Raw genomic sequence first — 24,619 nt, 5'->3', positions numbered from 1 at the left:
TCTGGTCGCCCTCTCGGCGACCCGGCGCTGTCGCGGAAACGGCGACACGCTAGTGGACGGCGGCGAACCGTCCGTCGTCACATCAGGCCTCGTCGCGACCGCGCGAACGCACCGCGTCGACGAAGGCGCGGACCTTCGCCGCATCCTTGATTCCCTTGCTCGCCTCGACGCCGCCGCTGACGTCCACCGCATACGGCTGCACCCGCGCGACGGCGTCGGCGACGTTGTTCGCCGTCAGACCACCTGCCAGCACCAGGGGTTTCCCCAGGCCAGCCGGCACCAGCGACCAGTCGAACGCCGCCCCCGTGCCACCGGGAACGCCCTCCACATAGGTGTCCAGAAGAATCCCGGCGGCTCCCGGATAATCCGCCACGCGCGCGAGGATGTCGTCGCCGGGCTTCATCCGCAGGGCTTTCAGGTAGGGACGCCGATGTCCCTCGCAGTCCTCGGCGCGCTCGTCGCCATGGAATTGCAGCAGGTCCAGCGGCACAGCATCGAGAATCTCGCCCAGTTCGCAGCGGCTGGCGTTGACGAACAGGCCGACGCTGGTCACGAACGGCGGCAGAGCACGAACGATCTCCCGCGCCCTGTGGATATTCACCGCGCGCGGACTCTTCGCGTAGAACACCAGGCCGATGGCATCGGCTCCCGCCGCAGCGGCGGCCAGGGCGTCCTCGACTCGGGTGATACCGCAGATCTTGATGCGAACGGCTGGCAACGACGGAGAACCCTCGGAGAGTGAGCGACGAACCGGCGGACGGCCGGCCCGCCGGGAATTCTCGATGGTAGCAAAAGCCCGTTTCGACGTCAGCCGACGATATCGGGCAATCCGGAAAGGAAATGCGGCCCCAGGTATCGCTCGGGCAAGTCGAATTCCCCGGGGTACTCCACCCGCACCAGATAGAGTCCGTAAGGGTGGGCAGTGACCCCGCCGGCGCGCCGGTCGCGCGCCTCGAGCACTTCCTTCGCCCATTCGATCGGCCGCTCGCCGGCACCGATGGTCATCAGCACGCCAGCGATGTTGCGCACCATATGGTGAAGGAAAGCGTTACCGCGGATGTCCAGCACGATCAACCGACCATGCTCCAGCAGGCGCACGTGATGCATGGTCTTGACCGGCGACCTGGCCTGGCACTGCACCGCGCGGAACGAGGTGAAGTCGTGGGTGCCGACCAGCACCTGGGCCGCCTCGCGCATCCGCTCGATATCCAGCGGCCGATGGTTCCAGGTGACCTCCTCGGCCATGTGCGCCGGGCGGATCGGGTCGTTGTAGATGGCGTAGCGGTAGCGCCGGGCCATGGCCGAGAAGCGCGCGTGGAAATGCGCCGGCATCACCCGCGCCCAGGTTACGCTGATGTCGCCGGGCAGGTTGGCATTGGTGCCCATGACCCAGGCTTTCAACGGCCGCTCCACCGCGGTGTCGAAGTGCACCACCTGGCCGCTGGCATGCACCGCGGCGTCGGTACGGCCGGCGCAGATCACCCCGACCGACTCGGCGGCGACCTTCGACAAGGCGCGCTCCAGCGCTTCCTGCACGGAAGGCACGCCGGCCTCCTGGCGCTGCCAGCCACGATAGCGGGAGCCCTTGTACTCGACGCCGAGGGCGATTCTGGAAACGCCAGCGGCAGCCGATTCGGCTGCCGCTGGCGAAACAACATCGTTCATGAGGGTCGCTTCATTTCCGGATCAGGCCAGGCGCTCCAGCAACTCGCGGGCTTCCGCCTGCTGGCTGTCGTTGCCTTCGGCCAGGACTTCGTCGAGGATATCGCGCGCGCCCTCGCTGTCGCCCATGTCGATATAGGCACGCGCCAGATCCAGCTTGGTCGCCGCTTCATCGGCGCCGGAAAGGAAATCGAAGTCGTCGTCGGATTCCCCATCCAGGGTCGAGGCGATCGCCGCATCCTCGGCCGAGAAGCTCGGCGCCGCATTCTTCGGCTCGTCAAGATTGCTGGCCAATTCGTCCAACTGCGCACTCACCTCGTCCAACTGGGCGGCAAAACTGTCTTCGCTCTTCGCCGGGACGGCCGGCTCCGCCGGTTCGTCGGCCAGCGACAGGTCGAAGTCGTCCGGCAGGGACAACGACGGCTCGTCGGCAGCCTCGGTGTCGAGGCCGAACCCGTTGTCGGCGGGCGCCGCGGCGGCCGCGTCGTCATTCAGCGAGAGCAGGAAATCGTCATCCGACAGCTTGTCTTCCGGCGCATCGAGGTCCAGGGAGAAATCACCCAGGCCGTCGCCCTTGGCGTCGACCGGGGTCTCCGCCAGGTCGGCGAAGTCCAGGCCGAAATCGAGGTCATCGGCCGGCTTCTCCGCCGGCGCCGAGGCGGCCAGGTCGAGATCGCTGTCCAGGGTCAGGTCGTCCAGCGCACCGCTATCGGACTTGAGGTCGGCCTGCACCTCGTCACCGCCGAGATCGCCATCGAGGTCATCCAGGCTCAGGTCGAAGGCGTCGTCGAGGTCCTGCCCGGCCGCGTCCGGCCCGGCCGCATGACCGGTGTGGTCCAGCGACAGGTCGTCGAGGCTGAAGCTGTCCAGTTCGTCCTGCGCCAGCTTGGCGCCGGCCAGGCCGGCAACCGCGGCCACCGCCACCATCGCCGGGTAGCGCGACTTGAGCTGCTCGACCTGCGGCTGGGCGCCACCGATCTCGCGCAGTTCGTTTTCCTGGCGGGCGAAGCCTTCGCGATCGCCCATCTCGGCATAGACTTCCATCAGCTTGAGGCGCAGGTCGCTGCGCTGCGGCTCGTCATAAATGGCGTTCTGCAGCAGTTCGGCGGCCTGGTTGAAGCGTCCGTAGGCGATGTAGATATCGGCCTCGCCCAGCGCATCGGAAGTCTGCGCGGTGGTCTTCTCGGCCGACGCCGCAACGGCCGCGACCTGCGGCTCAGGCTCGTCGAGGGTCAGGTCGTCGAAGCCGTCCTTTCCCAGGTCCAGCGCATCCTCCTGTTCCTCGCCGGCTTCCGCCGCCAGGGCCGCAGCCTCGTCCTTCTCCTTCTGCGCATTGCGCCGGGACAGAATCATCAGCAGGACCAGCAAGGCCAGCAGCGCGCTACCGCCGATCACCGCCAGCCACAGCGGATTGGCCAGCAACTCGTCGAGGAAACTCGCTTCCGCCGGTTCTTCCGTCTGTACCGGGGCCGGTGCGGCTGGCGCCGGCGGGGTCTCGGCCGCTGGCGCGGGCGGCGGCGCTACCGGAGGCTGCGCCGGAGCGGCTGGCGCCTCGCCGGCGGGAGCCGGGGACGGCGCTGCGGCGGCGGGAGCTTGCGCAGCGGCGCCGGCATCCACCTGGGCCGCGCCCGGCTGGGCTACGCCCTGGCCTTCGGCAGCCAATTGCCCCTGCAGCTTGGCCAACTGCGCGTCTTTCAGCTGGATCAGCTTCTGCAGCTTGTCCAGCTGGCTCTGCAGGTCCTGCATGCGGCTCTGCAGTTCTTCGTTCTCGCGACGGGTGCTGTCCAGGCTTTCCTTGGTCACCGCCAGGGTGTCGGCGATCGCCTTGCTGTCACCCTTGCCGCCCTTGTCGGCCCCCTTGCTGGCCTTGCCTTCGCCGGAAACCAGGCGCAGGTTGTCCGGGGCGTCGACCTTGGCCGGCGCCGAACCGGCGGCGCTACGCTGGGTCGCGTCCAATTGCCGGGCGCCGGCGCTGGCCGCTGCCGGATTGCGGCTGCCGCGCCAGCTCTGGTTCTGCGCCTGCACCTGGGACAGCGCCTCGCGCGGGGAGCGCTCCAGCATCTGTTGTTCGGTGGGGATGCGCAGGACCTGGCCGCTCTTCAGCCGGTTGATGTTGCCATCGACGAAGGCGCCCGGATTCAGTTCCTGGAAGGCGAGCATCGCCTGCGGCACGGAAACCCGGTCGGTACGGTTGCGCTGGGCGATCTCCCACAGCGTGTCGTTGGACACGGTGCGATAGGTCTCGCTGCCGGCCGGCGCGGTGGTCCGCACCGGGGCCGGCGCCTGTGCCTGCGGGGCACGTGGAGCGTTGCTCGCCCGCGGCGCGCTGACCGGTGCCTGCGGGGCGCTCGCCGCGGCCTGCGGCGAGTACAGCGGCGGATCCAGCAGGACGGTGTATTCGCGCAGCAGGCGGCCGTTCGGCCAGAGCACCTGGACGAGGAAGTTCAGGTAGGGTTCCTGCACCGGCTTCGACGAGGTCACGCGGATGACGCTCTTGCCGTTGGGCTTCACCACCGGGGTGAACTTCAGGTCGGTAAGGTAGTACAGGCGATCGACGCCCGCCTTGCTGAATTCCTCCGGCGACGCCAGGCTCGGTATCACCTCGCCCGAACTCAGGTCGCGGACTTCGAGCAGCTCGATCTCGGCATCCAGCGGCTGGTTCAACGCCGACTTCAGGGTTATTTCGCCGAGTCCCAACCCGTGCGCCATGCCGGAAGTCAGGACCGAGGCCGCCGCGATTGCCCGAACCAGTGTACGAAGCCGAACCATAGTGTAATCCCTTGGTTTTAATATCTTTTCTCGATTCACGAGAGGGAGTGCGTCGGTGCTTGCTGTCCGCTCGTCCAGCCATGTGCGGACGGACGCTCCCCGGCAGCAGCGGATCGAACCAGTATTAACAAGCTCGAATGATTCTACAAATCTGTGGGTAAGTATCTTTTACAGATAGTGTTTTATCAACAACTCACCCAGGAGCACGGCGCTCAGCGCCGCACCTTTTCGCACATTATCAGACACAATCCACAAATTGACCTGACAGGGATCACCCTGCCCCGCCCTCACCCGGCCGACATAGATCTCGTCCTGGCCGAGGGCGTCGCCGACCACCGTCGGATAATCGCCGTCGCCCACCCACTCGATGCCTTTCGTCGCCTCGAGGATCGCGGTCAGCGTCGCCAGGTCCACCGGCTCCGCGCATTGCAGGGTGACGCTGAGGCTGTCGCCGAAGAACACCGGCGCCTGGATGCATGTGACGTTCAGCGGCCCGACGCGCTCGCCGAGCAGGGCCCGCACCTCGGCGAAGATGCGCCGCTCGATCTCGCTATGCCCCTGGGCATCCACCGCGCCGACCTGGGCCAGCAGGTTGAACGCCACCTGGCGGTCGAACAGGCGCGGCTCCAGTGGCCGCGCATTGAGCAGCTCGGCGGTCTGCCGGGCCAGTTCCCGGACCCCTTCGCGCCCCCGGCTGGACACCGAGAGGCAGGCCGTCAGGTTCAACTGCCGGCAGTCCAGGGCGCCAAGCAGCGGGTTGAGCACTTCGCACAACTCGGCGGCCGGCGCGCAGGGACTCGACAGCATGAACGGGGCCTGCAGCCCGGCCAGCCGCTGCTCGTTGACCGAAGCCATGACCAGCGGCGCGCACGCGGACTCCAGGGCGCCGCTCAGGTCGATCACCGAACAGCCCGCCGCGTGGGCGCGCTCGGCGTGCGCGCGGGACACCTCGGCGCCCGCGGCGAAGAAGGCCAGGCCGACGCTGGAGAAGTCGAAGGCGGCGATGTCGCCGACCCGCAGGCTGCTTTCGGCGAAGCTCATGCGCTGCCCGGCCGACTCGGCGCTGGCCAGCAGATGGAGACGATGCAGGGGGAAATCACGCTCGTCGAGGAGCCCGACCAGAGCCTCGCCGACCGAACCGGTGGCGCCTACGACTGCGACATTGAGGGGCTGGGACATGGGAAAAGCCTCGGCGGTCTGCGAAATAGGCGTGGCACTTTACTTGCCCACCCTCGCCCAGGCAATCGAGGCGCCGCCCGTTGCGGGCGACGCCGGATCGGTCAGCGCTCCAGCAGGATGCGCAGCATGCGCCGCAGCGGCTCGGCGGCGCCCCACAGCAGTTGGTCGCCGACGGTGAAGGCGCCCAGGTACTGGGAGCCCATGTTGAGCTTGCGCAGGCGCCCGACCGGAACGCCGAGGGTCCCGGTGACGGCCGCCGGGGTCAGTTCGCGCATGCTCACCTCGCGGTGGTTCGGCACCAGCTTGACCCAGGGGTTGTGCTGGCTGATCAGGCCTTCGATATCGGTCAGCGGCACGTCCTTGTTCAGCTTGATGGTCAGCGCCTGGCTGTGGCAGCGCATGGCGCCGACGCGCACGCAGATGCCGTCGACCGGGATCGGGTTCTTGAAGCGGGCGAGGATCTTGTTGGTCTCCGCCTGGGCCTTCCACTCCTCGCGGCTCTGCCCGTTGGGCAGTTCCTTGTCGATCCAGGGGATCAGGCTGCCGCCCAGCGGCGCGCCGAAATGCTCGGTGGGGAAGGCTTCGCTGCGCAGGGTCTCCGCCACCTTGCGGTCGATGTCGAGGATCGCGCTGGCCGGGTTGGCCAGCTCATCGGCCACCGAGGCGTGGGCGGCGCCCATCTGCTTGAGCAACTCGCGCATGTTCTGTGCGCCGGCGCCGGACGCGGCCTGGTAGGTCATCGCGCTCATCCACTCGACCAGGCCCGCCTCGAACAGGCCGCCCAGGGCCATGAGCATCAGGCTGACCGTGCAGTTGCCGCCGATGTAGTTGCGGGTGCCGGCGTCCAGGGCCTGGTCGATGACCTTGCGGTTGACCGGGTCGAGGACGATCACCGCGTCGTCCTCCATGCGCAGGCTGGAAGCGGCATCGATCCAGTAGCCCTGCCAACCGGCCTCGCGCAGCCTGGGGAAGACTTCGCTGGTGTAGTCGCCGCCCTGGCAGGTCAGGATCACGTCGAGGGTCTTCAGTTCGTCGATGCTGTAGGCGTCCTTCAGCGGAGCGATGTCCTTGCCCACTTCCGGGCCCTGGCCGCCGACGTTCGACGTGGTGAAGAACACCGGCTCGATCAGGTCGAAGTCCCGCTCTTCCAGCATCCGCTGCATGAGCACGGAACCCACCATCCCGCGCCAACCGATCAGACCTACACGCTTCATCGCAACTACACCTATATGAGAGAAGTGAGCTGGCCGGCAGCCATCGTGGCGCCGACCAAGCCCGTCAGATTACAGATTCTTGAGTGCCGCGACTACGGCATCGCCCATTTCCCGGGTGCCGACCTTGCGGCAGCCTTCGGACCAGATGTCGCCGGTGCGCAACCCCTGGTCGAGGACCTTGCTCACCGCCTGCTCGATGGCGTCGGCGGCGGCAGCCTGGCCGAAGCTGTAGCGCAGCATCATCGAGACCGAGAGGATGGTCGCCAACGGGTTGGCGATGCCCTGGCCGGCGATGTCCGGGGCCGAACCATGGCAGGGCTCGTACATGCCCTTGTTGTTCGCGTCGAGCGAGGCAGACGGCAGCATGCCGATGGAGCCGGTCAGCATGGAAGCCTCATCCGACAGGATGTCGCCGAACATGTTGTCGGTGACCATCACGTCGAACTGCTTGGGCGCGCGTACCAGTTGCATGGCGGCATTGTCCACGTACATGTGGGAAAGCTCGACGTCCGGATAATCCTTCGCCACCTCCTCCACCACTTCCCGCCACAGCTGGCTGGAGGCGAGCACGTTGGCCTTGTCCACCGAGCAGAGCTTCCTGCCGCGCACGCGGGCCATGTCGAAACCGACCCGGGCGATGCGGCGGATCTCGCTCTCGCTGTAGGGCAGGGTGTCGTAGGCCTGCCGTTCACCGTTGTCCAGCACGCGCTGCTCGCGGGGCTGACCGAAGTAGATGCCGCCGGTCAGCTCGCGAACGATGAGGATGTCCAGCCCGGCGACCACGTCCGGCTTCAGGCTGGAGGCGTCGGCCAGTTGTGGATAGAGGATGGCCGGACGCAGGTTGGCGAACAGGCCCAGTTGCGAGCGGATCTTCAGCAGGCCGCGCTCGGGACGGATGTCGCGCTCGATCCGGTCCCACTTCGGCCCGCCCACGGCCCCCAGCAGCACCGCGTCGGCCTGGCGCGCGCGCTCCAGGGTCGCGTCGGCCAGCGGTACGCCGTGCTTGTCGATGGCCGCGCCGCCGATCACGTCCTCGGTCAGTTCGAAGCCGAGCTGGAACCTGTCGTTGGCCACCTCCAGCACCTTGATCGCTTCCGCCATGATTTCCGGGCCGATACCGTCGCCGGGGAGAACCAGGATCTGCTTGCTCATAACACCCTCTTGTCCTTCATGCATTGAAGGGCGGACATGCGCCGCCGTGATCGAACCGTCACTCCCGACGCAGCCACAGCACCAGCACGTCGGTGCTGAACGAGCCGTCGTCGGCAATCTCGAAATACTCCCTGACTTCCTCGCCGACCGCCAGTTGCAGGCTGCGGATGGCCTCGCGGAATACCTCCGGCGTGCGCATCCGCTCGACCCACGAGCGGAACTCCAGGCGCAGGCGCTGGCGCCGGCTGCCAGTGACCACCAGGCCCGCCTCGCCGCTCAGTCGCGCCCACTCGGCCGGCGAATAGTTGCGCACGTGACTGGTGTCGCGGAGCATCTCGACTGTCTGCAGGAAAGTATCCGGCAAGGCCTGGCCGGGCGCCGCCACGTCGACGAAGATCGCCACCCCGCCGGGCTTGAGCACCCGCCGCACCTCGCGCAGGGCCAGGCCGACGTCGCGCCAGTGATGAGTGGAATAGCGGCTGAAGACGAAATCGAAGTCGCCGTCGGCGAACGGCAGGCTTTCCGCCCTGCCCCGCTCGGTACGGATATTCGCCATGCCCCTTTGCGCGGCGCTCTGCGCGACCACGGCGAGCATCTCGGCGGAGAGGTCGTAGGCCACCACCTCCCCGGCCAGGGCGGCGACCTGGAAGCTCACGTGGCCGGCGCCGCAACCCAGGTCCAGGACCCGCGCCTCCGGCCGCCCGGCCAGGGCGTCGCGCAGCACGGCGAATTCCTCGCCCCCGGCATGCACGGCGCTGCTCAGGTAGGCCGAGGCCTGGGCACCGAATTGGCGCTGCACAACATCATCATGGTCGCTCATGGTTCTGCTCCGGGAGAAAAACCGGGCGCTACCCGCGAGGGGCAGCGCCCGGCAAGGGGACTCGCGCGTCGCTCAGCGGAACAGCCAGGGCTGCTGCTGGCGGTAGCCGCCCTCGAAGGCGCGGATCGCGTCCGCGTCCTGCAAGGTCAGGCCGATGTCGTCGAGACCGTTGAGCAGGCAATGCTTGCGGAACGGATCGACCTCGAAACCCAGCACCTTGCCGTCAGGACGGGTAACGGTCTGCGCCGCCAGGTCGATGGACAACTGGTAGCCTTCGTTCGCCTCGACCTGGCGGAACAGTTCGTCCACTTCGGCCTCGGCCAGGATGATCGGCAGCAGGCCGTTCTTGAAACTGTTGTTGAAGAAGATGTCGGCATAGCTCGGTGCGATCACCGTGCGGAAACCATACTCGTCCAGCGCCCAGGGCGCGTGCTCGCGGGACGAGCCGCAACCGAAGTTCTCCCGCGCCAGCAGCACGCTGGCGCCCTGGTAGCGCGGCTGGTTGAGGACGAAGTCCGGGTTCAGCGGGCGTTTCGAGTTGTCCTGGCCGGGCTGGCCGACATCCAGGTAGCGCCATTCGTCGAACAGATTGGGGCCGAAGCCGGTGCGCTTGATCGACTTGAGGAATTGCTTGGGAATGATCTGGTCGGTATCGACGTTGGCGCGATCCAGCGGAGCGACGAGACCGGTCGTCTGGGTATAGGGTTTCATCTCGGTTCTCCTCAGGCGAGCAATTCGCGGACATCGATGAAGCGGCCGTTGACGGCCGCGGCGGCGGCCATCGCCGGGCTGACCAGGTGAGTGCGGCCACCGGCGCCCTGGCGGCCCTCGAAGTTGCGGTTGGAGGTCGACGCGCAGTGTTCGCCGCTCTCCAGCCGGTCCGGGTTCATCGCCAGGCACATGGAGCAGCCCGGCTCGCGCCATTCGAAGCCGGCCTCGATGAAGATCCGGTCCAGGCCTTCTTTCTCGGCCTGCTCCTTGACCAGGCCGGAGCCCGGCACCACCAGCGCCTGCTTGATGGTCGCGGCGACCTTGCGGCCCCTGGCCACTTCGGCGGCGGCGCGCAGGTCCTCGATCCGCGAGTTGGTGCAGGAACCGATGAACACCCGGTCGAGCTGGATGTCGGTGATCGCCTGGTTCGGCTGCAACCCCATGTACTTCAGGGCGCGCTCGATCGAGCCACGCTTGATCGGGTCGCTCTCGCGGGCCGGGTCGGGCACGTTCTGGTCGACCGCCAGGACCATCTCCGGCGAGGTGCCCCAGCTGACCTGCGGCTTGATCTGCGCGGCGTCCAGCTCGACCACGGTATCGAAACGGGCGTCGGCGTCCGACACCAGACCCTGCCAGCAGGCCACGGCCTGTTCCCACTGCTCGGCGCTCGGCGCGAACGGGCGGCCCTTCACGTAGTCGATGGTCTTCTGGTCGACAGCGACCAGGCCGACGCGGGCGCCCGCCTCGATCGACATGTTGCAGATGGTCATCCGCCCTTCGATGGACAGGTCGCGGATGGCGCTGCCGGCGAACTCGATGGCGTGGCCGTTGCCGCCGGCAGTGCCGATCCTGCCGATCACCGCGAGGACGATATCCTTCGCCGTGACCCCGGCCGGCAGCTTGCCTTCGACCTTGACCAGCATGTTCTTCATCTTCTTCGCCACCAGGCACTGGGTCGCCAGCACGTGCTCGACCTCGGAGGTGCCGATGCCATGGGCCAGCGCGCCGAAGGCGCCATGGGTGGAGGTGTGCGAGTCGCCGCAGACCACGGTCATCCCCGGCAGGGTCGCGCCCTGCTCCGGGCCGACCACGTGGACGATGCCCTGGCGCACGTCGTTCATCTTGAATTCGGTGATGCCGAAGTCGTCGCAGTTCTCGTCGAGGGTCTGTACCTGCAGGCGCGAGACTTCGTCGGCGATGGCGGCGAGGCCGCCCTTGCGCTCGGTGCGGGTGGTCGGCACGTTGTGGTCCGGGGTGGCGATGTTGGCGTCGATCCGCCACGGCTTGCGCCCGGCCAGGCGGAGACCCTCGAAGGCCTGCGGCGAGGTCACTTCGTGCAGGATATGGCGGTCGATGTAGATCAGCGCCGAGCCGTCGTCGCGCTGCTTGACCAGGTGCATGTCCCAGAGTTTGTCGTAGAGGGTCTTGCCGGCCATCGGGATGTCCTCATCAGCTCAATTCTATGCCCACAGGGCTTGTGAGGATGATCCTATGGCCTGGCAAGGAATAACTCAAATTCATATTTTTCATCCAAAGCATTCCTAAGAGGAATGCTTTGCGGCTAAGCTGCGGACAGCCGAAACCAGCGGAGCCCCGCGATGGACCTGAACAGCCTCGACACCTTCATAGCCATTGCCGAAACCGGCAGCTTCTCCGAAGCCGGCGAGCGCCTGCACCTGACCCAACCGGCGGTGAGCAAGCGCATCGCCGCCCTGGAACAGCAGCTCAACGCCCGCCTGTTCGACCGGGTCGGCCGCGAGGTCAATCTCACCGAGGCTGGCCGCGCCCTGCTGCCGCGCGCCTACCAGTTGCTCAACGTGCTCGACGACACCCGCCGCGCGTTGAACAACCTCACCGGCGAGGTCAGCGGCCGCCTGGTCCTGGCCACCAGCCATCACATCGGCCTGCACCGCCTGCCGCCGCTGCTGCGCGCCTTCACCCGGGCGCATCCGCAGGTGGCGCTGGACATCCAGTTTCTCGATTCGGAAGTGGCCTACGAGGAAATCCTGCACGGCCGTGCGGAACTGGCGGTGATCACCCTGGCACCGGAAACCGCCCAACCGGTGCACGCGGTACCGGTGTGGGACGACCCGCTGGACTTCGTCGCCGCCCCGGAGCATCCGCTGGCCCGCCAGGGCACGGTGTTCCTCGCCGACGTCGCCAAGCACCCGGCGGTGTTCCCCGGCGGCAACACCTTCACCCACCATATCGTGCGGCGCATGTTCGAGGCCGAGGGGCTGACGCCGAACATCGCCATGAGCACCAACTACCTGGAGACCATCAAGATGATGGTCTCCATCGGCCTGGCCTGGAGCGTGCTGCCGCGGACCATGCTCGACGACCAGGTGGTGCGCCTGCCGTTGCAGGATATCCAGCTCAGCCGCCAGCTCGGCTACATCCTGCACACCGAGCGGACCCTGTCGAATGCCGCGCGGGCCTTCATGCGCCTGCTCGACGAACAGGCGCTGGCCGCCCCGCCGCTACGCCCCTGAGCCCGCCCTCTTCAGGCCGGCCGCGGCGGCGCGGCCAGCCGGCCCAGGCGCAGTCCGCCGAGCAGCACCGCGGCGATCAGCAGGAAGCCGAGATAGCCGAAGAACGGATAGACCTTGCCCACCAGGCTGACGAAACCCAGCAGGCTGCAGACGAAGGCCAGCAGCGCGGCGGCGACGGAGCCATAGCGGAAACGCCGGGTGCCCGCCGGCAACAGCCGCGCGGTGAACGAATAGAGGGTGCCGACGGCGGTGTTCAGCAACATCCCGAGGATGATCAACGCCATCAGCAGGCCCAGTAGTGGCGAAGCCTCGCCGGCCAGCGCAAGCATCGGCATCGGCTCCGTCGCCAGGCTGTCCAGGCGCGCCAGCAGGCCAAGACCCATCACCAGCATCAACAGGCCGAGCATGGCACCGCCAAGAACCCCGCCCCAGGTCGCGACCCGCTCGCCACGGGCGGCGCCGCCCATGATGGCGAGAATCGGTACCCCTGCGACGATATTGTAGGAAACGTAAAGGATAGCCCCCAGCCACCACTGGCTGGCGCCAGCGCGCTGCTGCGCGGCAACGCGGTCGAGTTCGGCGAAGCTCAGCTCGCGGGAAGACAGGCCATACAGCGAGACCAGCACGGCCATCAGCAGCAGCAACGGCGTCACCGCGCCGATCAGGGTAATCACCCGTTGCACGTCCAGGCACACCACCAGCGCCACCAGCCCGCTCACCAGCATCCCGCCGTACAGCGCCGGGATGCCGAACTGCTGCTCCAGCAGGGCGGCGCCGCCGGCCAGCATCACCACGGTCACGGCAAACATGAAGAACGTCACCATCAGGTCCACCGCCCTCCCCAGCCGGCGCCCGCAGATGGCTTCCACCACATCCTTGTGCGAACTCGCCCGCAGGCGCGCGCCCATGTTGGCCAGGAGCATTCCCAGCACGGTGAACAGCGCCGCCGCCAGCATCGCGCCGGCCAGGCCCCAGGTACCGAAGTTGACGAAGAACATCAACAGTTCCTGGCCGGACGCGAATCCGGCGCCCACGATCACGCCGACGAACGCCCCTGCGATCCTCAGTACATCTTTCATCCCGTCGCCCTCTCGTTGTTATTGTCCGGCGCAGATCTTCAGTGCCTCATGGCATCGCGCGCACTCAGCCCTCGCCAACCCAGGCCTGTACCTCCACCTCCACGTCCACGCCCAGGGCGAGCCCGGCGGTCACCGTCGAACGCACCGGCAGCGCCCCCTGCACGTAGCGCTGGTAGACCTCGTTGAAGCCGGCGAAGTGAGCCATGTCCGACAGCCACACGGTGACCTTCACCACCTGGTCGAAGCGCGCCCCGCAGCTTTCCAGGGTCTCGCCGATGCGCGCCATCACCGCTTCGGTCTGCGCCTGGATATCGCCGCGCACCACCTCGCCACCCGCGCTCATCGGTACCTGCCCGGAGAGGAAGAGGAAACCGCCGGCGCGCACCGCGCGGGAAAACGGGAACGGCAAGCTGCTGGGGTAACGCTGGATCTCGTTGTTCATGGGATATCTCCTGTGGATGGACTCGCAAAAGCCTCAGCGTAGACGCGCCGGACCGAGCCGCTCGGGCTCCACGCCTTCGGCGCGCAACCCGGCCGGCAGCGTCTCCTCGAGCAGCAACGCCCGGGCCAGGCGCGCCACACCGTCGGCCGACTGAATGCCATAGCCGCCCTGGGCGGCCAGCCAGAAAAAGGCGGGCTGCGACGGGTCGCGACCGATCACCAGGTCGCCATCGGCGACGAAAGAGCGCAATCCGGCCCAGGCGTGCCCGGGGCGGCGGATGCGCAGGCGGCTGACTTGCTCGATGTGATGCACGCCCAGGGCGATATCCAGCTCCTCCGGCTGGACATCCTGCGCCGGCACCGGATCGGCGTTGGCCGGCGAACCCAGCAACTGCCCGGCGTCCGGCTTGAAATAGAAGCTTTCGTCGATGCCGATCACGGCTGGCCAGGCGGCGATGTCGGCACCTTCCGGAGGCTCGAAGGTGAAGGCGGTCCGCCGGCGCGGCTGCAGTCCCACCGGCGGTATGTCGCAGAGCTCGGCAACCTGGTCGGCCCAGGCCCCGGCGGCGTTCACCAGGCAGGCACCCTGCAGCTCCCGGCCGTCGCCCAGGCGCAGGCGCCAGCCCTCGGCGCAAGCCTCGGCTGCCAGCAGCTCGGCCGAACACAGCAGCTCCCCGCCGCGCTGGCGCATGCCGCGCAGGTAGCCCTGGTGCAACGCGTGCACATCGACGTCGCGGGCGTCAGGCTCATAGAGGGCGCCGGCGATCCGCCGCGGATCGAGACACGGCGCGCGGCGCAGGGTCTCCGCGGCGTCGATCCGCTGCACGCCGGGGATTCCGGCGCGCGCCTCCAGTTCCGCCGCCTGTTCGTGAGTCGCCACATAGAGGCAACCACGCTCGGCCAGCAGCGGATGCTCGCTGAACCCGGCCGGCGGCCGTTCATAGAAAGCCCGGCTGGCACGGGTCAAAGCCTGGATCTGGGGAGTGCCGTAGGCCTCCATGAACATCGCCGCGGAACGCCCGGTCGAGTGGTAGCCGGGCTGGCTTTCGCGCTCCAGCAGCAGCACCCGGCCCGCGTCCGCCAGGTAATAGCCGAGCGAAGCGCCGGCGATCCCCGCCCCGACGATCACATAGTCGTAACGCTGCACTTCGTTCACGGGCATCCCTCGAAAATTCTCACATAAGAGAAATCTAAGATATGAGAATTTCTCCGTCAACCAGCCGTCGCGTAAACTGGTCGCCCCGACCACGAGGCATTCCATGAGCGACGCAGGGAACCCATCCAGTACCGGCCAGCAACAACAGTTGCAACGCAAGGAGATCGGCGCCCGCCTGCGGGCGATCCGCAAGCGCCACGAGCTGACCCTCAAGCAACTGTCAGAGCGTTCCGGCGTGGCCCTCTCTACCCTGTCGAAGATGGAACTGGCCCAGGTCTCGGTGAGCTACGAGAAACTGGCAGCCGCGGCCCGCGCGCTGGAAGTCGACATCGCCCAGATCTTCCGCGCCGCGCCGCCGCCGGCGGACGCCCCCGGGCAGGTGACCGTGGTGCACGGCGGTGTCGACGACGCGACCGGCTACAACACCGGCAGCTACGAATACCATCCGCTGGCCGGCGATTTCCCGCGACGCAGCATGACCCCGCTCTATGCGCGGATCATCGCCCGCGAACGGCGCGAGTTCGACGACTACATCCGTCACCCTGGCCAGGAATTCGCCCTGGTGCTGTCAGGCCGGGTACGCATCCAGTTCGAGAATGGCGAGTCGGTCAGCGTCGGGCCACGGGAAACCGCCTATTTCGATAGCAGCATCGGCCATATCTACCTGGCCGAAGGCGAAGACGCAGAGGCCGAGGTCATGGTGGTCATGTCCGAACGCTGAGGGAAACTCCGAGCGCACAGGAAGGGGCGGCATGAAAAAGGCGCCCGAAGGCGCCTTTTTTTCGATCACCGCTGACGGTTACTGGTTGTCCAGTGCCGGGCGCTGGCCATTGATGGCGATACGCTTCGGCTTGGCTTCTTCCGGAACCAGCCGCACCAGGTCGATGTTCAGCAGGCCGTTGGCCAGCGAAGCCGCCTTGACCTCGATATGGTCGGCGAGGCGGAACGACAGCTTGAAGGCGCGCTGGGCGATGCCCTGGTGCAGGTAGGTCACGTTGTCCGTGGACTTCTCGCGCTTGCCGCCACTGACGGTCAGCACGCCGCGCTCGACCTGCAGGTCCAGGTCTTCTTCCTGGAAGCCGGCGGCGGCGATGACGATACGGTACTGGTCGTCACCGTGCTTCTCGACGTTATAGGGCGGGTAGGAACTGCCGGCCTCATTGCGCAGGGCCGACTCGAACAGATCGTTGAAGCGATCGAAGCCTACGGAATGGCGGAACAGCGGGGCGAGGGAAAAAGCGTTGCTCATTGCGAATCTCCTGAATTATCAGCAAGTACTCTGGTGCGGAACCCGTCTTCGGCATCCCGCACGAACTAGATAGGGGTAGCGGGAAATATTTCAAGAGTCTTGAGAACGACCGTTCGTCGTGCTCAGATCGACCCTCATCCTTTCGAGAACAGACGCCATGGAACGCGCGATCCCGACTTTCCCCTGCCGCGACCTCGACAGCGCCAGCGCCTTCTACCAGTCCCTCGGCTTCCACCTTGGCGCTCGCTATCCGGCCTACGCCATCCTCCAACGCGGCGCACTGGAGCTGCACCTGTCGCTGGTCGAAGCGCTCGAACCCACGACCAATTGCAGCGCTGCCTACCTGCGCCTGGAGGATGCCCAGGCACTGCATCGCCAGGCCGAGGCCCTCGGCCTGGGCAGCCAGGGAATTCCACGCCTCACGGCCCTGGAAGACCAACCCTGGGGCATGCGCGAATTCGCCCTGGTCGATCCCGACGGCAACCTGCTGCGGATCGGCCAGGAACTCGATGCGACGCCAGAGCAACACCAGGTTCGCCTGGCCAGCGCAGAGGACGTCCCGGCGGTGGCCGCGCTCTGGCAAGCCAATGTCCGCGAAGCCGGGGAAACCCTGGATGCCGGTGACCAGCAGGCGATCCACGCGCTGCTCCTGGCCGCCTCGCGCAACCGCTTGCTCTGGCTGGCGGAAGCCCAGCAGCATCCCCGCGGTTTCGTCCTCGCCCACCTCTGGCAGATCGAGGACGGCCAGGCCCGGGTCGGCGAGATCGCCGAACTCTACGTGTTGCCGCACGCGCGCCGGCAGGGCCTGGCCCGCGGACTGGTGGCCAGCGCCGAGCAGGCCCTGCGCTCGCGCGGCGCCGGCCTGATCCGCGCGCAATCGGCCCTCGACGCGCCGCTGTCCAATCTGTTCTGGCAGGGCCTGGGCTGGGACGCCGACTACCTGACCTTCACGCGCTACTGACCTGGAGAGCGTCGCCATGCGCAACGTCATGCTGATCACCGGTGCCAGCCGCGGTATCGGTGCCGCTACCGCCCTGCTCGCCGCCGAACGCGGCTATGCGGTCGTTCTCAACTACCTGCGCAACCGCGAGGCCGCCGAAGCGCTGCGCCAGCGCATCGAGCACCAGGGCGGCGAAGCCCTGGCGGTGGCGGCCGACGTCGCCGAGGAGCACCAGGTGCTGCGACTGTTCGAGGCTATCGACCAGCGTTTCGGCCGCCTCGACGTATTGGTGAACAACGCCGGCATGCTGGAGCCGCAGATGCGCCTGGAGCACATGGACGCGGCACGCCTGCGACGGGTCTTCGCGACCAACGTGACCGGCAGCTTCCTCTGCGCCCGCGAGGCGGTGAAGCGCCTGTCGACCCGCCATGGCGGGCGCGGCGGCAGCATCGTCAACGTATCCTCCATGGCCTCGCGACTGGGATCGCCCAACGAATACATCGACTATGCCGCCGCCAAGGGCGCCATCGACAGCATGACCATCGGTCTGGCCAGGGAGGTCGCGGCGGAGGGTATCCGGGTCAACGCGGTGCGGCCCGGACTGATCGATACCGAGATCCACGCCAGCGGCGGCGAGCCGGGACGAGTGGAACGCCTGAAGAGCGGCATTCCGCTGGGGCGCGGCGGCGAATCCGAGGAAGTCGCGCGGGCGATCCTCTGGCTGGCCTCGGACGAAGCCAGCTACAGCACCGGGACCTTCATCGACGTCAGCGGCGGGCGCTAGGTCCCGAACGAACCCTAGGCCGCCTGGCTGAACGACACCTGCAGCAGCCGATCGATGGTCTCGCAATCGCTTTCCCGGCGGATCTGCGCGAACAGCTCGACGGCCTCGGGATAGGTACGGGTGAGCATGCCCAGCCACTGCTTGAGGCGCCCCGGCGCATAGCGCGGCGCCAGCTTGCGCCGGGCCTGCAACCAGAAATCGCGGAGCAGCGGCAGCAACTCGCTCCAGGGCATCTCGCGGATCTCGCCGCCGTCGCGCCAGGCGGCGATCTGCCGAGCCAGGCCAGGACGCGAGACCAGTCCGCGACCGAGCATGATGTCCTCGACCCCGCTGATCTCGCGACAACGCAAGTAGTCGTCGAGGGTCCAGACTTCGCCATTGGCGAAGACCGGCACGCGCACCGCCTCGGCCACCCGCGCCACCCATTCCCAGTGCGCCGGCGGCTTGTAGCCGTCGACCTTGGTCCTGGCATGCACCACGACATGGACCGAGCCGCCGTCGGCCAAGGCCCGCGCGCAATCCAGGGCGCCGTCGGGACTGTCGTAGCCCAGGCGCATCTTCGAGGTCACCGGAGTCTCGCCCGGCACCGCGCGACGCACGGCGGCGACGATGTCGTGCATCAGCTCCGGCTCCTTGAGCAATACCGCGCCACCGCGCGAGCGGTTCACGGTCTTGGCCGGACAACCGAAGTTCAGGTCGATCACCGGGGCGCCCAGCTCACAGGCGAACGCGGCGTTATCCGCCAGGCACGCCGGATCTGAGCCGAGCAACTGGACACGCATCGGCGTCCCGGCGCGAGTCCGGCTGCCGTCGCGCAACTCCGGCGCCAGCTTGTGGAAAGCCGTGGCCGGCAGCAGGCGATCGGTGATGCGGATGAATTCGGTGACGCACCAATCGATGCCGCCGACGCGGGTCAGCACGTCGCGGAGGATTTCATCCACCAGACCTTCCATCGGCGCCAGGGCGATTTGCACGAACCACTACCTCGAAAATGACAGGCGGCGGATTCTAGAGAATCCGCCGCCCGGAACAAAGTGCGAATGCCTGCCGACCGACGTGCAGCGGGTCAGGCGCCGGCGAGCAGAGCCTGGCCGTAGCCGTCGATGAATTCCGCCGGCATCCGCTTCGGCTTGCCGCTGGACAGTTCGATGCAGACGAAGGTGGTCTGCGCCCGCAGCAGCGTGGCGCCATCCGCCGGGCGTACCAACTGGAAGCGCCGGTTCATCCGCAGGCGCTGGTCGGACTCGACGATCCAGGTCGCCAGTTGCAACTCGTCGCCCTCGTAGGCCGCCGCCAGGTAATCGATCTCGTGCCGGACCACCGCCATCGCCCGGTTCAGCCGGCGGTATTCGGCCAGATCCAGGCCCAGGCGCTGGGAATGGCGCCAGGCGCAGCGCTCCAGCCAACTGACGTAGACGGCGTTGTTCGCATGGCCGAGTCCGTCGATGTCCTCGGCGAGGACGCGGAGGTCGATCACGAACGGCTCGGCATAATCCCAGTTCATCAATGCGGCTCCAGGCTGCCGGCCAGGTCGCGCGCTTCCCTGGCCAGTTGGGTGATCTGGTCCCAGGCGCGCGCCCGGATCAGACTGGGGGGCGCCAGCCAGGTGCCGCCGACGCAGGCGACGTTGGGCAGGCGCAGGAAATTCAGCAGGTTGTCCAGGTTCACCCCGCCGGTCGGGCAGAAGCGAATACCGGTGAACGGCCCCTTCAGGCTTTTCAGCATTTTCACACTGGCAGTGCCATCGGCCGGAAACAGCTTCAGCGAGCGATAACCGTACTCCAGCGCCAGCAACACTTCCGAAGGTGTCATCACCCCGGGCAGGTATGGCAGGCCGGCATCCTCGGCGGCGGCGGCAAGGCGCGGCGTGCATCCGGGACTGACGGCGAACTGTGCGCCCGCGTCGCGCGCCTCGAGGAACTGCTCGGTGTGGATCAGGGTACCCGCCCCCAGCAGGACTTCGGGCACCTCGCGATGGATGGCGGCGATCGCGTCCAGCGCCTGCGGCGTGCGCAGCGTCACTTCCAGCACCGTGACGCCACCCGCATACAACGCGCGCGCCAGGTCGGGCGCCAGCGCCACGTCCTCGATCACCAGCACCGGCAATACCGGGCTGGCCTGTAGCAGGACCCGATCCAGCGGCAATGTCATGGGCATTCCTCGATTCGAAACGGTTCGCCGCGCCGGAACGCTCCGCGCGGGCCACAGCGCTTTTTACCGAAGAACCGAGGTCAGGACAACGACAAGCCCTCTGCCACGCGCCTCAGGAAGCGCTCGCCGCCTTTTCCACACGCAGGCAAGCGCGCATCGCCGGGCGCTCCTCGAGCAGCGCCAGCAGCGACTCGCTCAACCTGCGCTCGCCGAGCAGCCGATGGTGCCCGCCGCCCGGCAAGCGCAGCAAGCGACTGCCCGGCCAGGCGGCATGGATGCGCTCGGCATTTTCCACCGCGACGCGCGTGTCGTCGTCGGCATGCACCACCAGTCCGGGCATTTCCAGACGGTAGCGCGCCACGTCCAGGCTCGCCGCGGGAATGCCTGCCTGGCGCTCGACCAGGCGGATGAAATGCGAGCGGGCCAGGGCCGGCAAACCGACGAAACGAGCGAACAGGCGCAACTGTTCGAGAATCCGCGACGGCGCCGAGACCGTCACCAGCACCTCACTGCGCAGCCCCATCTGGGCCGCCAGCAACGCCGCCGCGCCACCCAGGGAGTGACCGACCACCGCACGCAGCGGCGGCAACTCGCCAGCGGCCTCCAGCAAGGCATGGGCGAACAGCACCACATGCGCCTCGCGGCCCGGCGAACGACCATGGGCCGGCGCATCGAGGGCGAACACGCAATAACCCGCGCCAACCAGTTGCTCGATCAGATGGGCGAACTGCGTCGGCCGGCCGCCCCAGCCATGCAGCAGCAACACCGCCGGCCCCTCCCCCCAGCGCAACGCCGACAGCCCGAAGCGCAGGGTGACGCGCTCCGAACTGGCCAGCAGCGGTAGCTCCCAATCCTTCGGCGGCCACTCGCCGGGCATCATGAATGCCCGCCGCATACGCTCGGCCGTCCAACGCGGCGCGATGCGTCCGATCGTCCCGTTGAAGCCGCGAATCCAGGCCAGGCTGCTCATCTCGCACCTCCTCAGTTCACCGCCTGCTTGGCGGCACGCAGAACCCGGTCGGACAGCTCGCCCGGCCCCAACGCCCGGGCCAGTGCCAAACCGCCGATCATCAACACCAGGTCGGCCAGGGCGACGTCGGCTTCCTCGGGACTTTCCGCCAGGCTGGCAACCATGATCTCGACATGCCTGCTCAAGACCTCGCGAAACCCTTCCGGCAGGCGCGCCACCTCGGCCAGGGTCGCCGGCAGCGGACAACCGGCGTCGACCTGTGCGTCCCGATGCTTGCGCGACAGGTAGAAGGCGGCCGCCAAGGCCCGGCGCTCCTTCCCCGACAATCCGGGGTCGAGCTCGCCGAGCAGTTCGCGACGCTTGCCGAGCAATTGCTCGAACGCCTCGAGCATCAGCGCATCCTTGCTCTGGAAGTGGGCATAGAAGCCGCCGACGGTGAGCCCCGCCGCGCCCATCACTTCCCCGACGCTAGGCTCGACGGCGCCCCGCTCGAGCAAGGCCTGGGTGGCGGCACCGAGGATGCGGGCACGGGTCTGGGTTTTCTTGTCGCTCATGACGGCCTCCGAACATATTATGAATGAAATATTATACTCATAATAAAAATCGGCAAACGCATGGCCGCACCGCCTGTCAGAAATTCGGAAAGGGAAAAAACAAAAGGGCCATTCCAATTCGGAATGGCCCTATAGAGCCCCGCAGAGCGGGAAAAAGTGGCGTCCCCTAGGGGACTCGAACCCCTGTTACCGCCGTGAAAGGGCGGTGTCCTAGGCCACTAGACGAAGGGGACAATGAAACCTTCGAAAAGTAAGGCCAGCGATGCTGGCCTTGGAATGTGGTGGAGCTAGACGGGATCGAACCGTCGACCTCTTGCATGCCATGCAAGCGCTCTCCCAGCTGAGCTATAGCCCCGAATTCGCCATCAGGCGGGCGATCCTCGGATCGCTTCGACGACCTTCCGATCGTCGACACGCTCATCCATTGCTGGGACGGATGAACATGAAGTGGCGTCCCCTAGGGGACTCGAACCCCTGTTACCGCCGTGAAAGGGCGGTGTCCTAGGCCACTAGACGAAGGGGACGTAACCTTCGTAGGAATCCGCAAAACCGACCGCGTATTCCCGGCAATTTGGTGGAGCTAGACGGGATCGAACCGTCGACCTCTTGCATGCCATGCAAGCGCTCTCCCAGCTGAGCTATAGCCCCAAAGTACCGCTGGATCGCTTCACTTCGTTGAGTTCGTCGTGAAGACGGGGCGCATACTAAGGGTGAGGCTCGAGGCTGTCAACATTATTTTTCATCGAAACCTAAAAATTTTTATCGGAAGAACAATCACTTACCTCCCCTCCCGAAAAAACGAGGCCCGCAACCGGGCGGGCCTCGTGATAGGAATCGGCAAGCCGGTCAGCCGGGAATGGCGTCGCGGATCTTCTCCCACTCCTTGGTTTCCTTCTTCGACGCCCCGCCCAGAAGCTCCAGGGCCTGGCGCAGGCGATAGCGCGACAGGTCGGCGCCGAGGATCTCCATGGCGTCCAGCACCGAGACCGAGCTGGCGTGGCCGGTGATGGCCGGGAACATCAGCGGCATCACGTCGCGCAGCTTGAGCTGCAAGTGCTCGGCGACCGCCTGGATGCAGCCGGTGATGCGCTCCTTCTCCCACTGGCGCAGGGACTCGAGCTTCCACAGCACCAGTTGCAGGACCTGGCGGACCTGGGTCGGATCGAGCTTCTTGTGCTCGAACAGCGAAGCGTCCAGCGGCACCCCGCCGCTGAAGAAGAAGCCGGCCAGCGGCGCGATCTGGCTGAAGTTCTCCACCCGTCCCTGCACGTGCGGAGCGATCTTCATCAGGTACTCGGGATTCAACGCCCACTTCTGCACCTCACGGGCGAACTCTTCCACGGACTGCTCGCGGATCCACTGCCCGTTCAGCCAGGAGAGCTTCTCCAGGTCGAAGATCGGTCCGCCCAGGGAGACGCGCGACAGGTCGAAATGCTCGATCATCTCGGCGAGGGTGAATTTCTCGCGCTCGTCCGGCATCGACCAGCCCATCCGCCCGAGGTAGTTGAGCAGCGCCTGCGGCAGGTAGCCCATGCGCTCGTAGAAGGTGATAGAGGTCGGGTTCTTGCGCTTGGACAGCTTGCTCTTGTCCGGGTTGCGCAGCAGCGGCATGTAGCACAGCTGCGGCTGTTCCCAGCCGAAATACTCATAGAGCTTGATCAGCTTGGGCGCCGACGGCAGCCACTCTTCGCCGCGCAGGACATGGGTGATGCCCATCAGGTGGTCGTCGACCACGTTGGCGAGGAAGTAGGTCGGCAGGCCGTCGGCCTTCATCAGCACCTGCATGTCCATGCGGTCCCAGGGGATCTCGACGTTGCCGCGAAGCATGTCCGGCACCACGCAGACACCCTCGGTCGGCACTTTCATGCGAGTGACATGGGACTCGCCGGCGGCGACGCGGCGCTGCACCTCGTCCTTCGGCAGGTGCATGCAGTGGCCGTCGTAGCGCGGGGTCTCCTTGCGCGCCATCTGCTCGGCGCGAACCGCATCGAGGCGCTCGGGGGTGCAGAAGCAGGTGAAGGCGTGGCCCTGCTCGACCAGCTCGTCCGAGTACTTCTTGTAGATGTGCCCGCGCTCGCTCTGCCGGTAAGGGCCGTGCGGCCCGCCGACGTCCGGGCCCTCGTCCCACTCGATGCCGAGCCAGCGCAGGGCGTCGAAGATCTGCTGCTCGGATTCCCGCGTCGAACGCAGCTGGTCGGTATCCTCGATGCGCAGGATGAACTGGCCGCCGTGCTGACGGGCGAAGCACAGGTTGAACAGCGCGATGTATGCGGTACCGACGTGCGGGTCGCCCGTCGGCGACGGGGCGATGCGAGTACGAACAGTGGTCATGGAGATTCTCTTGCCAAGCGGAAGTGAAAACGAAAACTCAGGGGCGCGATGTTATCAGGCGGGCCGCCTCGGGCTCCAGTAAACGGCCGCTGTCGGCCGGCAGGCAGCTGATCAGGAAATCGAGGAAGGCCTTGACCTTCATTGCCTGGAAGCGCCGCGACGGATAGACCGCGTACAGCTCACCCACCGGCAGTGGCACGTCCGGCAGCAGGCGCACCAGGCGCCCGTTGCGCACGCTCTCCTCGCAGATGAGTGCCGGCAGCGCGGCAATGCCCGCGCCGGCGACCACCGCCTCGCGGGCGAAGGTGATGTTGTTGCAGGACAGTACCCGCTGGCAGGGCAGGCTGTCGCCGGACAGCGGCCAGTAGCGCTGCGAGTCGGTGGACAACAGCACCGCGCGATGTCCGGCGAGTTCGGCCACCGAGCCGGGCGTACCGTGCTCGGCCAGGTAGCCGGGGCTGGCGCAGAGCCAGCGCCCGGTAGCCAGCAGGCGACGGGCGACCAGAGTCGAGTCCTCGGGCTGGCCGACCATGATCACGATGTCGACGCCTTCCTGCAGCGGATCGACGCTGCGCGAGGCCAGCTCGACTTCGGCGGTGATCAGCGGGTACTGGCGCATGAAATCTCCCAGCAGCCCGGCGAGGAACATCTGCCCGAATTCGATCGGCGAAGTGATCCGCAGCAATCCGGAGGGCGCCTGCTGCAATTGCATCACTGCCTGCTCGGCCTCGGCGAAATCGTGCATGATCTGCCGGCAGCGCTCGTAGTAGGCCTGCCCTACTTCGGTCAGGCGCAACTTGCGGGTGGTGCGATTGAGCAGCCGCACGCCCAGGCGCTCCTCCAGCAGGGCGATGCGCCGGCTCACCGTGGACTTCTGCATGCCCAGGCTCTGCGCGGCCTGGGTGAAGCTGTGGTACTCCACCACGCGGGTGAAGATCAGCGCATCATCAAGCCCCATTATTGTT

Annotated in this window: 24 protein-coding genes and 4 tRNA genes; 4 read left to right on the top strand and 24 right to left on the bottom strand. The window is 67.0% G+C overall.

Translation table 11 applies throughout. The annotated features are described in order from the left end of the window. Window positions 1–82 precede the first annotated feature (82 nt). The 9 genes from PSPA7_RS09665 to leuC form a co-directional block, all read right to left on the bottom strand. Window positions 83–718, bottom strand: coding sequence for a phosphoribosylanthranilate isomerase (locus tag PSPA7_RS09665; protein ID WP_012075058.1), 636 nt, complete (start codon window positions 716–718; stop codon window positions 83–85). Window positions 719–807: 89 nt separating this feature from the next. Further along, on the bottom strand, window positions 808–1,665 hold the full coding sequence (gene truA / locus PSPA7_RS09660) for a tRNA pseudouridine(38-40) synthase TruA (RefSeq protein WP_003157954.1): 858 nt from the start codon (window positions 1,663–1,665) through the stop codon (window positions 808–810). Between the two features lie 21 nt (window positions 1,666–1,686). Further along, window positions 1,687–4,431, bottom strand: a complete 2,745-nt coding sequence (gene fimV, locus PSPA7_RS09655) for a motility hub landmark protein FimV (protein ID WP_034028141.1) — start codon at window positions 4,429–4,431, stop codon at window positions 1,687–1,689. Window positions 4,432–4,599: 168 nt separating this feature from the next. Further along, window positions 4,600–5,610, bottom strand: a complete 1,011-nt coding sequence (locus tag PSPA7_RS09650; RefSeq protein ID WP_012075056.1) for an aspartate-semialdehyde dehydrogenase — start codon at window positions 5,608–5,610, stop codon at window positions 4,600–4,602. 101 nt (window positions 5,611–5,711) lie between these two features. Further along, a complete protein-coding gene (gene asd / locus PSPA7_RS09645) occupies window positions 5,712–6,824 on the bottom strand; it encodes an aspartate-semialdehyde dehydrogenase (protein ID WP_012075055.1) in 1,113 nt (370 codons plus the stop codon). 69 nt (window positions 6,825–6,893) lie between these two features. Beyond that, on the bottom strand, window positions 6,894–7,976 hold the full coding sequence (gene leuB / locus PSPA7_RS09640; protein ID WP_012075054.1) for a 3-isopropylmalate dehydrogenase: 1,083 nt from the start codon (window positions 7,974–7,976) through the stop codon (window positions 6,894–6,896). A 58-nt stretch (window positions 7,977–8,034) separates the two neighbouring features. Beyond that, entirely contained in the window at window positions 8,035–8,796 is a 762-nt protein-coding gene (locus tag PSPA7_RS09635) for a class I SAM-dependent methyltransferase (protein WP_003155356.1), read from the bottom strand. 72 nt (window positions 8,797–8,868) lie between these two features. Next, on the bottom strand, window positions 8,869–9,507 hold the full coding sequence (leuD, locus tag PSPA7_RS09630) for a 3-isopropylmalate dehydratase small subunit (protein ID WP_003155359.1): 639 nt from the start codon (window positions 9,505–9,507) through the stop codon (window positions 8,869–8,871). A gap of 11 nt (window positions 9,508–9,518) precedes the next feature. Continuing rightward, window positions 9,519–10,943, bottom strand: coding sequence for a 3-isopropylmalate dehydratase large subunit (leuC, locus tag PSPA7_RS09625; RefSeq protein WP_003155361.1), 1,425 nt, complete (start codon window positions 10,941–10,943; stop codon window positions 9,519–9,521). A 162-nt stretch (window positions 10,944–11,105) separates the two neighbouring features. Here leuC and PSPA7_RS09620 point away from each other — a divergent pair, with 162 nt between their 5' ends. Further along, the gene (locus PSPA7_RS09620; RefSeq protein ID WP_012075053.1) at window positions 11,106–11,999 is read left to right on the top strand and encodes a LysR family transcriptional regulator; all 894 of its coding nucleotides are present in this window, start codon (window positions 11,106–11,108) and stop codon (window positions 11,997–11,999) included. Between the two features lie 11 nt (window positions 12,000–12,010). Here the strand turns inward: PSPA7_RS09620 and PSPA7_RS09615 are convergent, their stop codons facing one another. From PSPA7_RS09615 to PSPA7_RS09605, 3 genes are all read right to left on the bottom strand, one after another. Then, a complete protein-coding gene (locus PSPA7_RS09615) occupies window positions 12,011–13,078 on the bottom strand; it encodes a YkvI family membrane protein (protein ID WP_012075052.1) in 1,068 nt (355 codons plus the stop codon). A gap of 64 nt (window positions 13,079–13,142) precedes the next feature. After that, entirely contained in the window at window positions 13,143–13,520 is a 378-nt protein-coding gene (locus PSPA7_RS09610; RefSeq protein WP_003156253.1) for a RidA family protein, read from the bottom strand. 33 nt (window positions 13,521–13,553) lie between these two features. Next, complete coding sequence (locus tag PSPA7_RS09605) at window positions 13,554–14,681, bottom strand: NAD(P)/FAD-dependent oxidoreductase (protein ID WP_079262165.1); 1,128 nt, start codon at window positions 14,679–14,681, stop codon at window positions 13,554–13,556. A gap of 97 nt (window positions 14,682–14,778) precedes the next feature. Between PSPA7_RS09605 and PSPA7_RS09600 the strand changes: the two genes are divergently transcribed. Further along, entirely contained in the window at window positions 14,779–15,396 is a 618-nt protein-coding gene (locus PSPA7_RS09600; RefSeq protein WP_012075050.1) for a helix-turn-helix domain-containing protein, read from the top strand. 78 nt (window positions 15,397–15,474) lie between these two features. Here PSPA7_RS09600 and PSPA7_RS09595 read toward each other — a convergent pair whose 3' ends face one another. Beyond that, window positions 15,475–15,924, bottom strand: coding sequence for an Hsp20 family protein (locus PSPA7_RS09595; protein ID WP_003156247.1), 450 nt, complete (start codon window positions 15,922–15,924; stop codon window positions 15,475–15,477). 157 nt (window positions 15,925–16,081) lie between these two features. Between PSPA7_RS09595 and PSPA7_RS09590 the strand changes: the two genes are divergently transcribed. Next, window positions 16,082–16,885 carry a GNAT family N-acetyltransferase gene (locus PSPA7_RS09590; RefSeq protein WP_012075049.1) on the top strand — a complete coding sequence of 268 codons (804 nt, stop codon included), beginning with the start codon at window positions 16,082–16,084 and terminating at the stop codon, window positions 16,883–16,885. 16 nt (window positions 16,886–16,901) lie between these two features. Continuing rightward, window positions 16,902–17,648 carry an SDR family oxidoreductase gene (locus tag PSPA7_RS09585; protein ID WP_012075048.1) on the top strand — a complete coding sequence of 249 codons (747 nt, stop codon included), beginning with the start codon at window positions 16,902–16,904 and terminating at the stop codon, window positions 17,646–17,648. A 14-nt stretch (window positions 17,649–17,662) separates the two neighbouring features. Here the strand turns inward: PSPA7_RS09585 and PSPA7_RS09580 are convergent, their stop codons facing one another. The 11 genes from PSPA7_RS09580 to PSPA7_RS09530 all read right to left on the bottom strand — a co-directional run bounded on the left by PSPA7_RS09580 (window position 17,663) and on the right by PSPA7_RS09530 (window position 24,612). Beyond that, the gene (locus tag PSPA7_RS09580) at window positions 17,663–18,622 is read right to left on the bottom strand and encodes a tRNA dihydrouridine synthase (protein ID WP_003157990.1); all 960 of its coding nucleotides are present in this window, start codon (window positions 18,620–18,622) and stop codon (window positions 17,663–17,665) included. Between the two features lie 92 nt (window positions 18,623–18,714). After that, entirely contained in the window at window positions 18,715–19,152 is a 438-nt protein-coding gene (locus tag PSPA7_RS09575) for an acyl-CoA thioesterase (RefSeq protein WP_012075047.1), read from the bottom strand. Continuing rightward, on the bottom strand, window positions 19,152–19,799 hold the full coding sequence (locus tag PSPA7_RS09570) for a bifunctional 4-hydroxy-2-oxoglutarate aldolase/2-dehydro-3-deoxy-phosphogluconate aldolase (protein ID WP_012075046.1): 648 nt from the start codon (window positions 19,797–19,799) through the stop codon (window positions 19,152–19,154). The genes PSPA7_RS09575 and PSPA7_RS09570 overlap by 1 nt, the downstream gene beginning before the upstream one ends. A 112-nt stretch (window positions 19,800–19,911) precedes the next feature. Next, window positions 19,912–20,769: an alpha/beta fold hydrolase gene (locus PSPA7_RS09565; protein WP_012075045.1), complete on the bottom strand. Its 858-nt coding sequence runs from the start codon at window positions 20,767–20,769 to the stop codon at window positions 19,912–19,914. Window positions 20,770–20,780: 11 nt separating this feature from the next. Beyond that, the gene (locus PSPA7_RS09560; protein WP_003157993.1) at window positions 20,781–21,323 is read right to left on the bottom strand and encodes a TetR/AcrR family transcriptional regulator; all 543 of its coding nucleotides are present in this window, start codon (window positions 21,321–21,323) and stop codon (window positions 20,781–20,783) included. Between the two features lie 157 nt (window positions 21,324–21,480). Then, a tRNA-Glu gene (locus tag PSPA7_RS09555) sits at window positions 21,481–21,556 on the bottom strand. 46 nt (window positions 21,557–21,602) lie between these two features. Next, a tRNA-Ala gene (locus PSPA7_RS09550) sits at window positions 21,603–21,678 on the bottom strand. A 93-nt stretch (window positions 21,679–21,771) separates the two neighbouring features. Next, window positions 21,772–21,847, bottom strand: a tRNA-Glu gene (locus PSPA7_RS09545). 48 nt (window positions 21,848–21,895) lie between these two features. After that, window positions 21,896–21,971, bottom strand: a tRNA-Ala gene (locus tag PSPA7_RS09540). A gap of 198 nt (window positions 21,972–22,169) precedes the next feature. Beyond that, window positions 22,170–23,654 carry a glutamate--tRNA ligase gene (gene gltX / locus PSPA7_RS09535; RefSeq protein WP_012075044.1) on the bottom strand — a complete coding sequence of 495 codons (1,485 nt, stop codon included), beginning with the start codon at window positions 23,652–23,654 and terminating at the stop codon, window positions 22,170–22,172. A 37-nt stretch (window positions 23,655–23,691) separates the two neighbouring features. After that, window positions 23,692–24,612: a LysR family transcriptional regulator gene (locus tag PSPA7_RS09530; protein ID WP_012075043.1), complete on the bottom strand. Its 921-nt coding sequence runs from the start codon at window positions 24,610–24,612 to the stop codon at window positions 23,692–23,694. Between the last annotated feature and the right edge of the window lie 7 nt (window positions 24,613–24,619).

Source organism: Pseudomonas paraeruginosa PA7 (assembly GCF_000017205.1).
GTDB lineage: Bacteria > Pseudomonadota > Gammaproteobacteria > Pseudomonadales > Pseudomonadaceae > Pseudomonas > Pseudomonas paraeruginosa.
The sequence above is the reverse complement of the archived record's forward strand: the minus strand, read 5'-3'. Positions and strand labels throughout refer to the sequence as shown.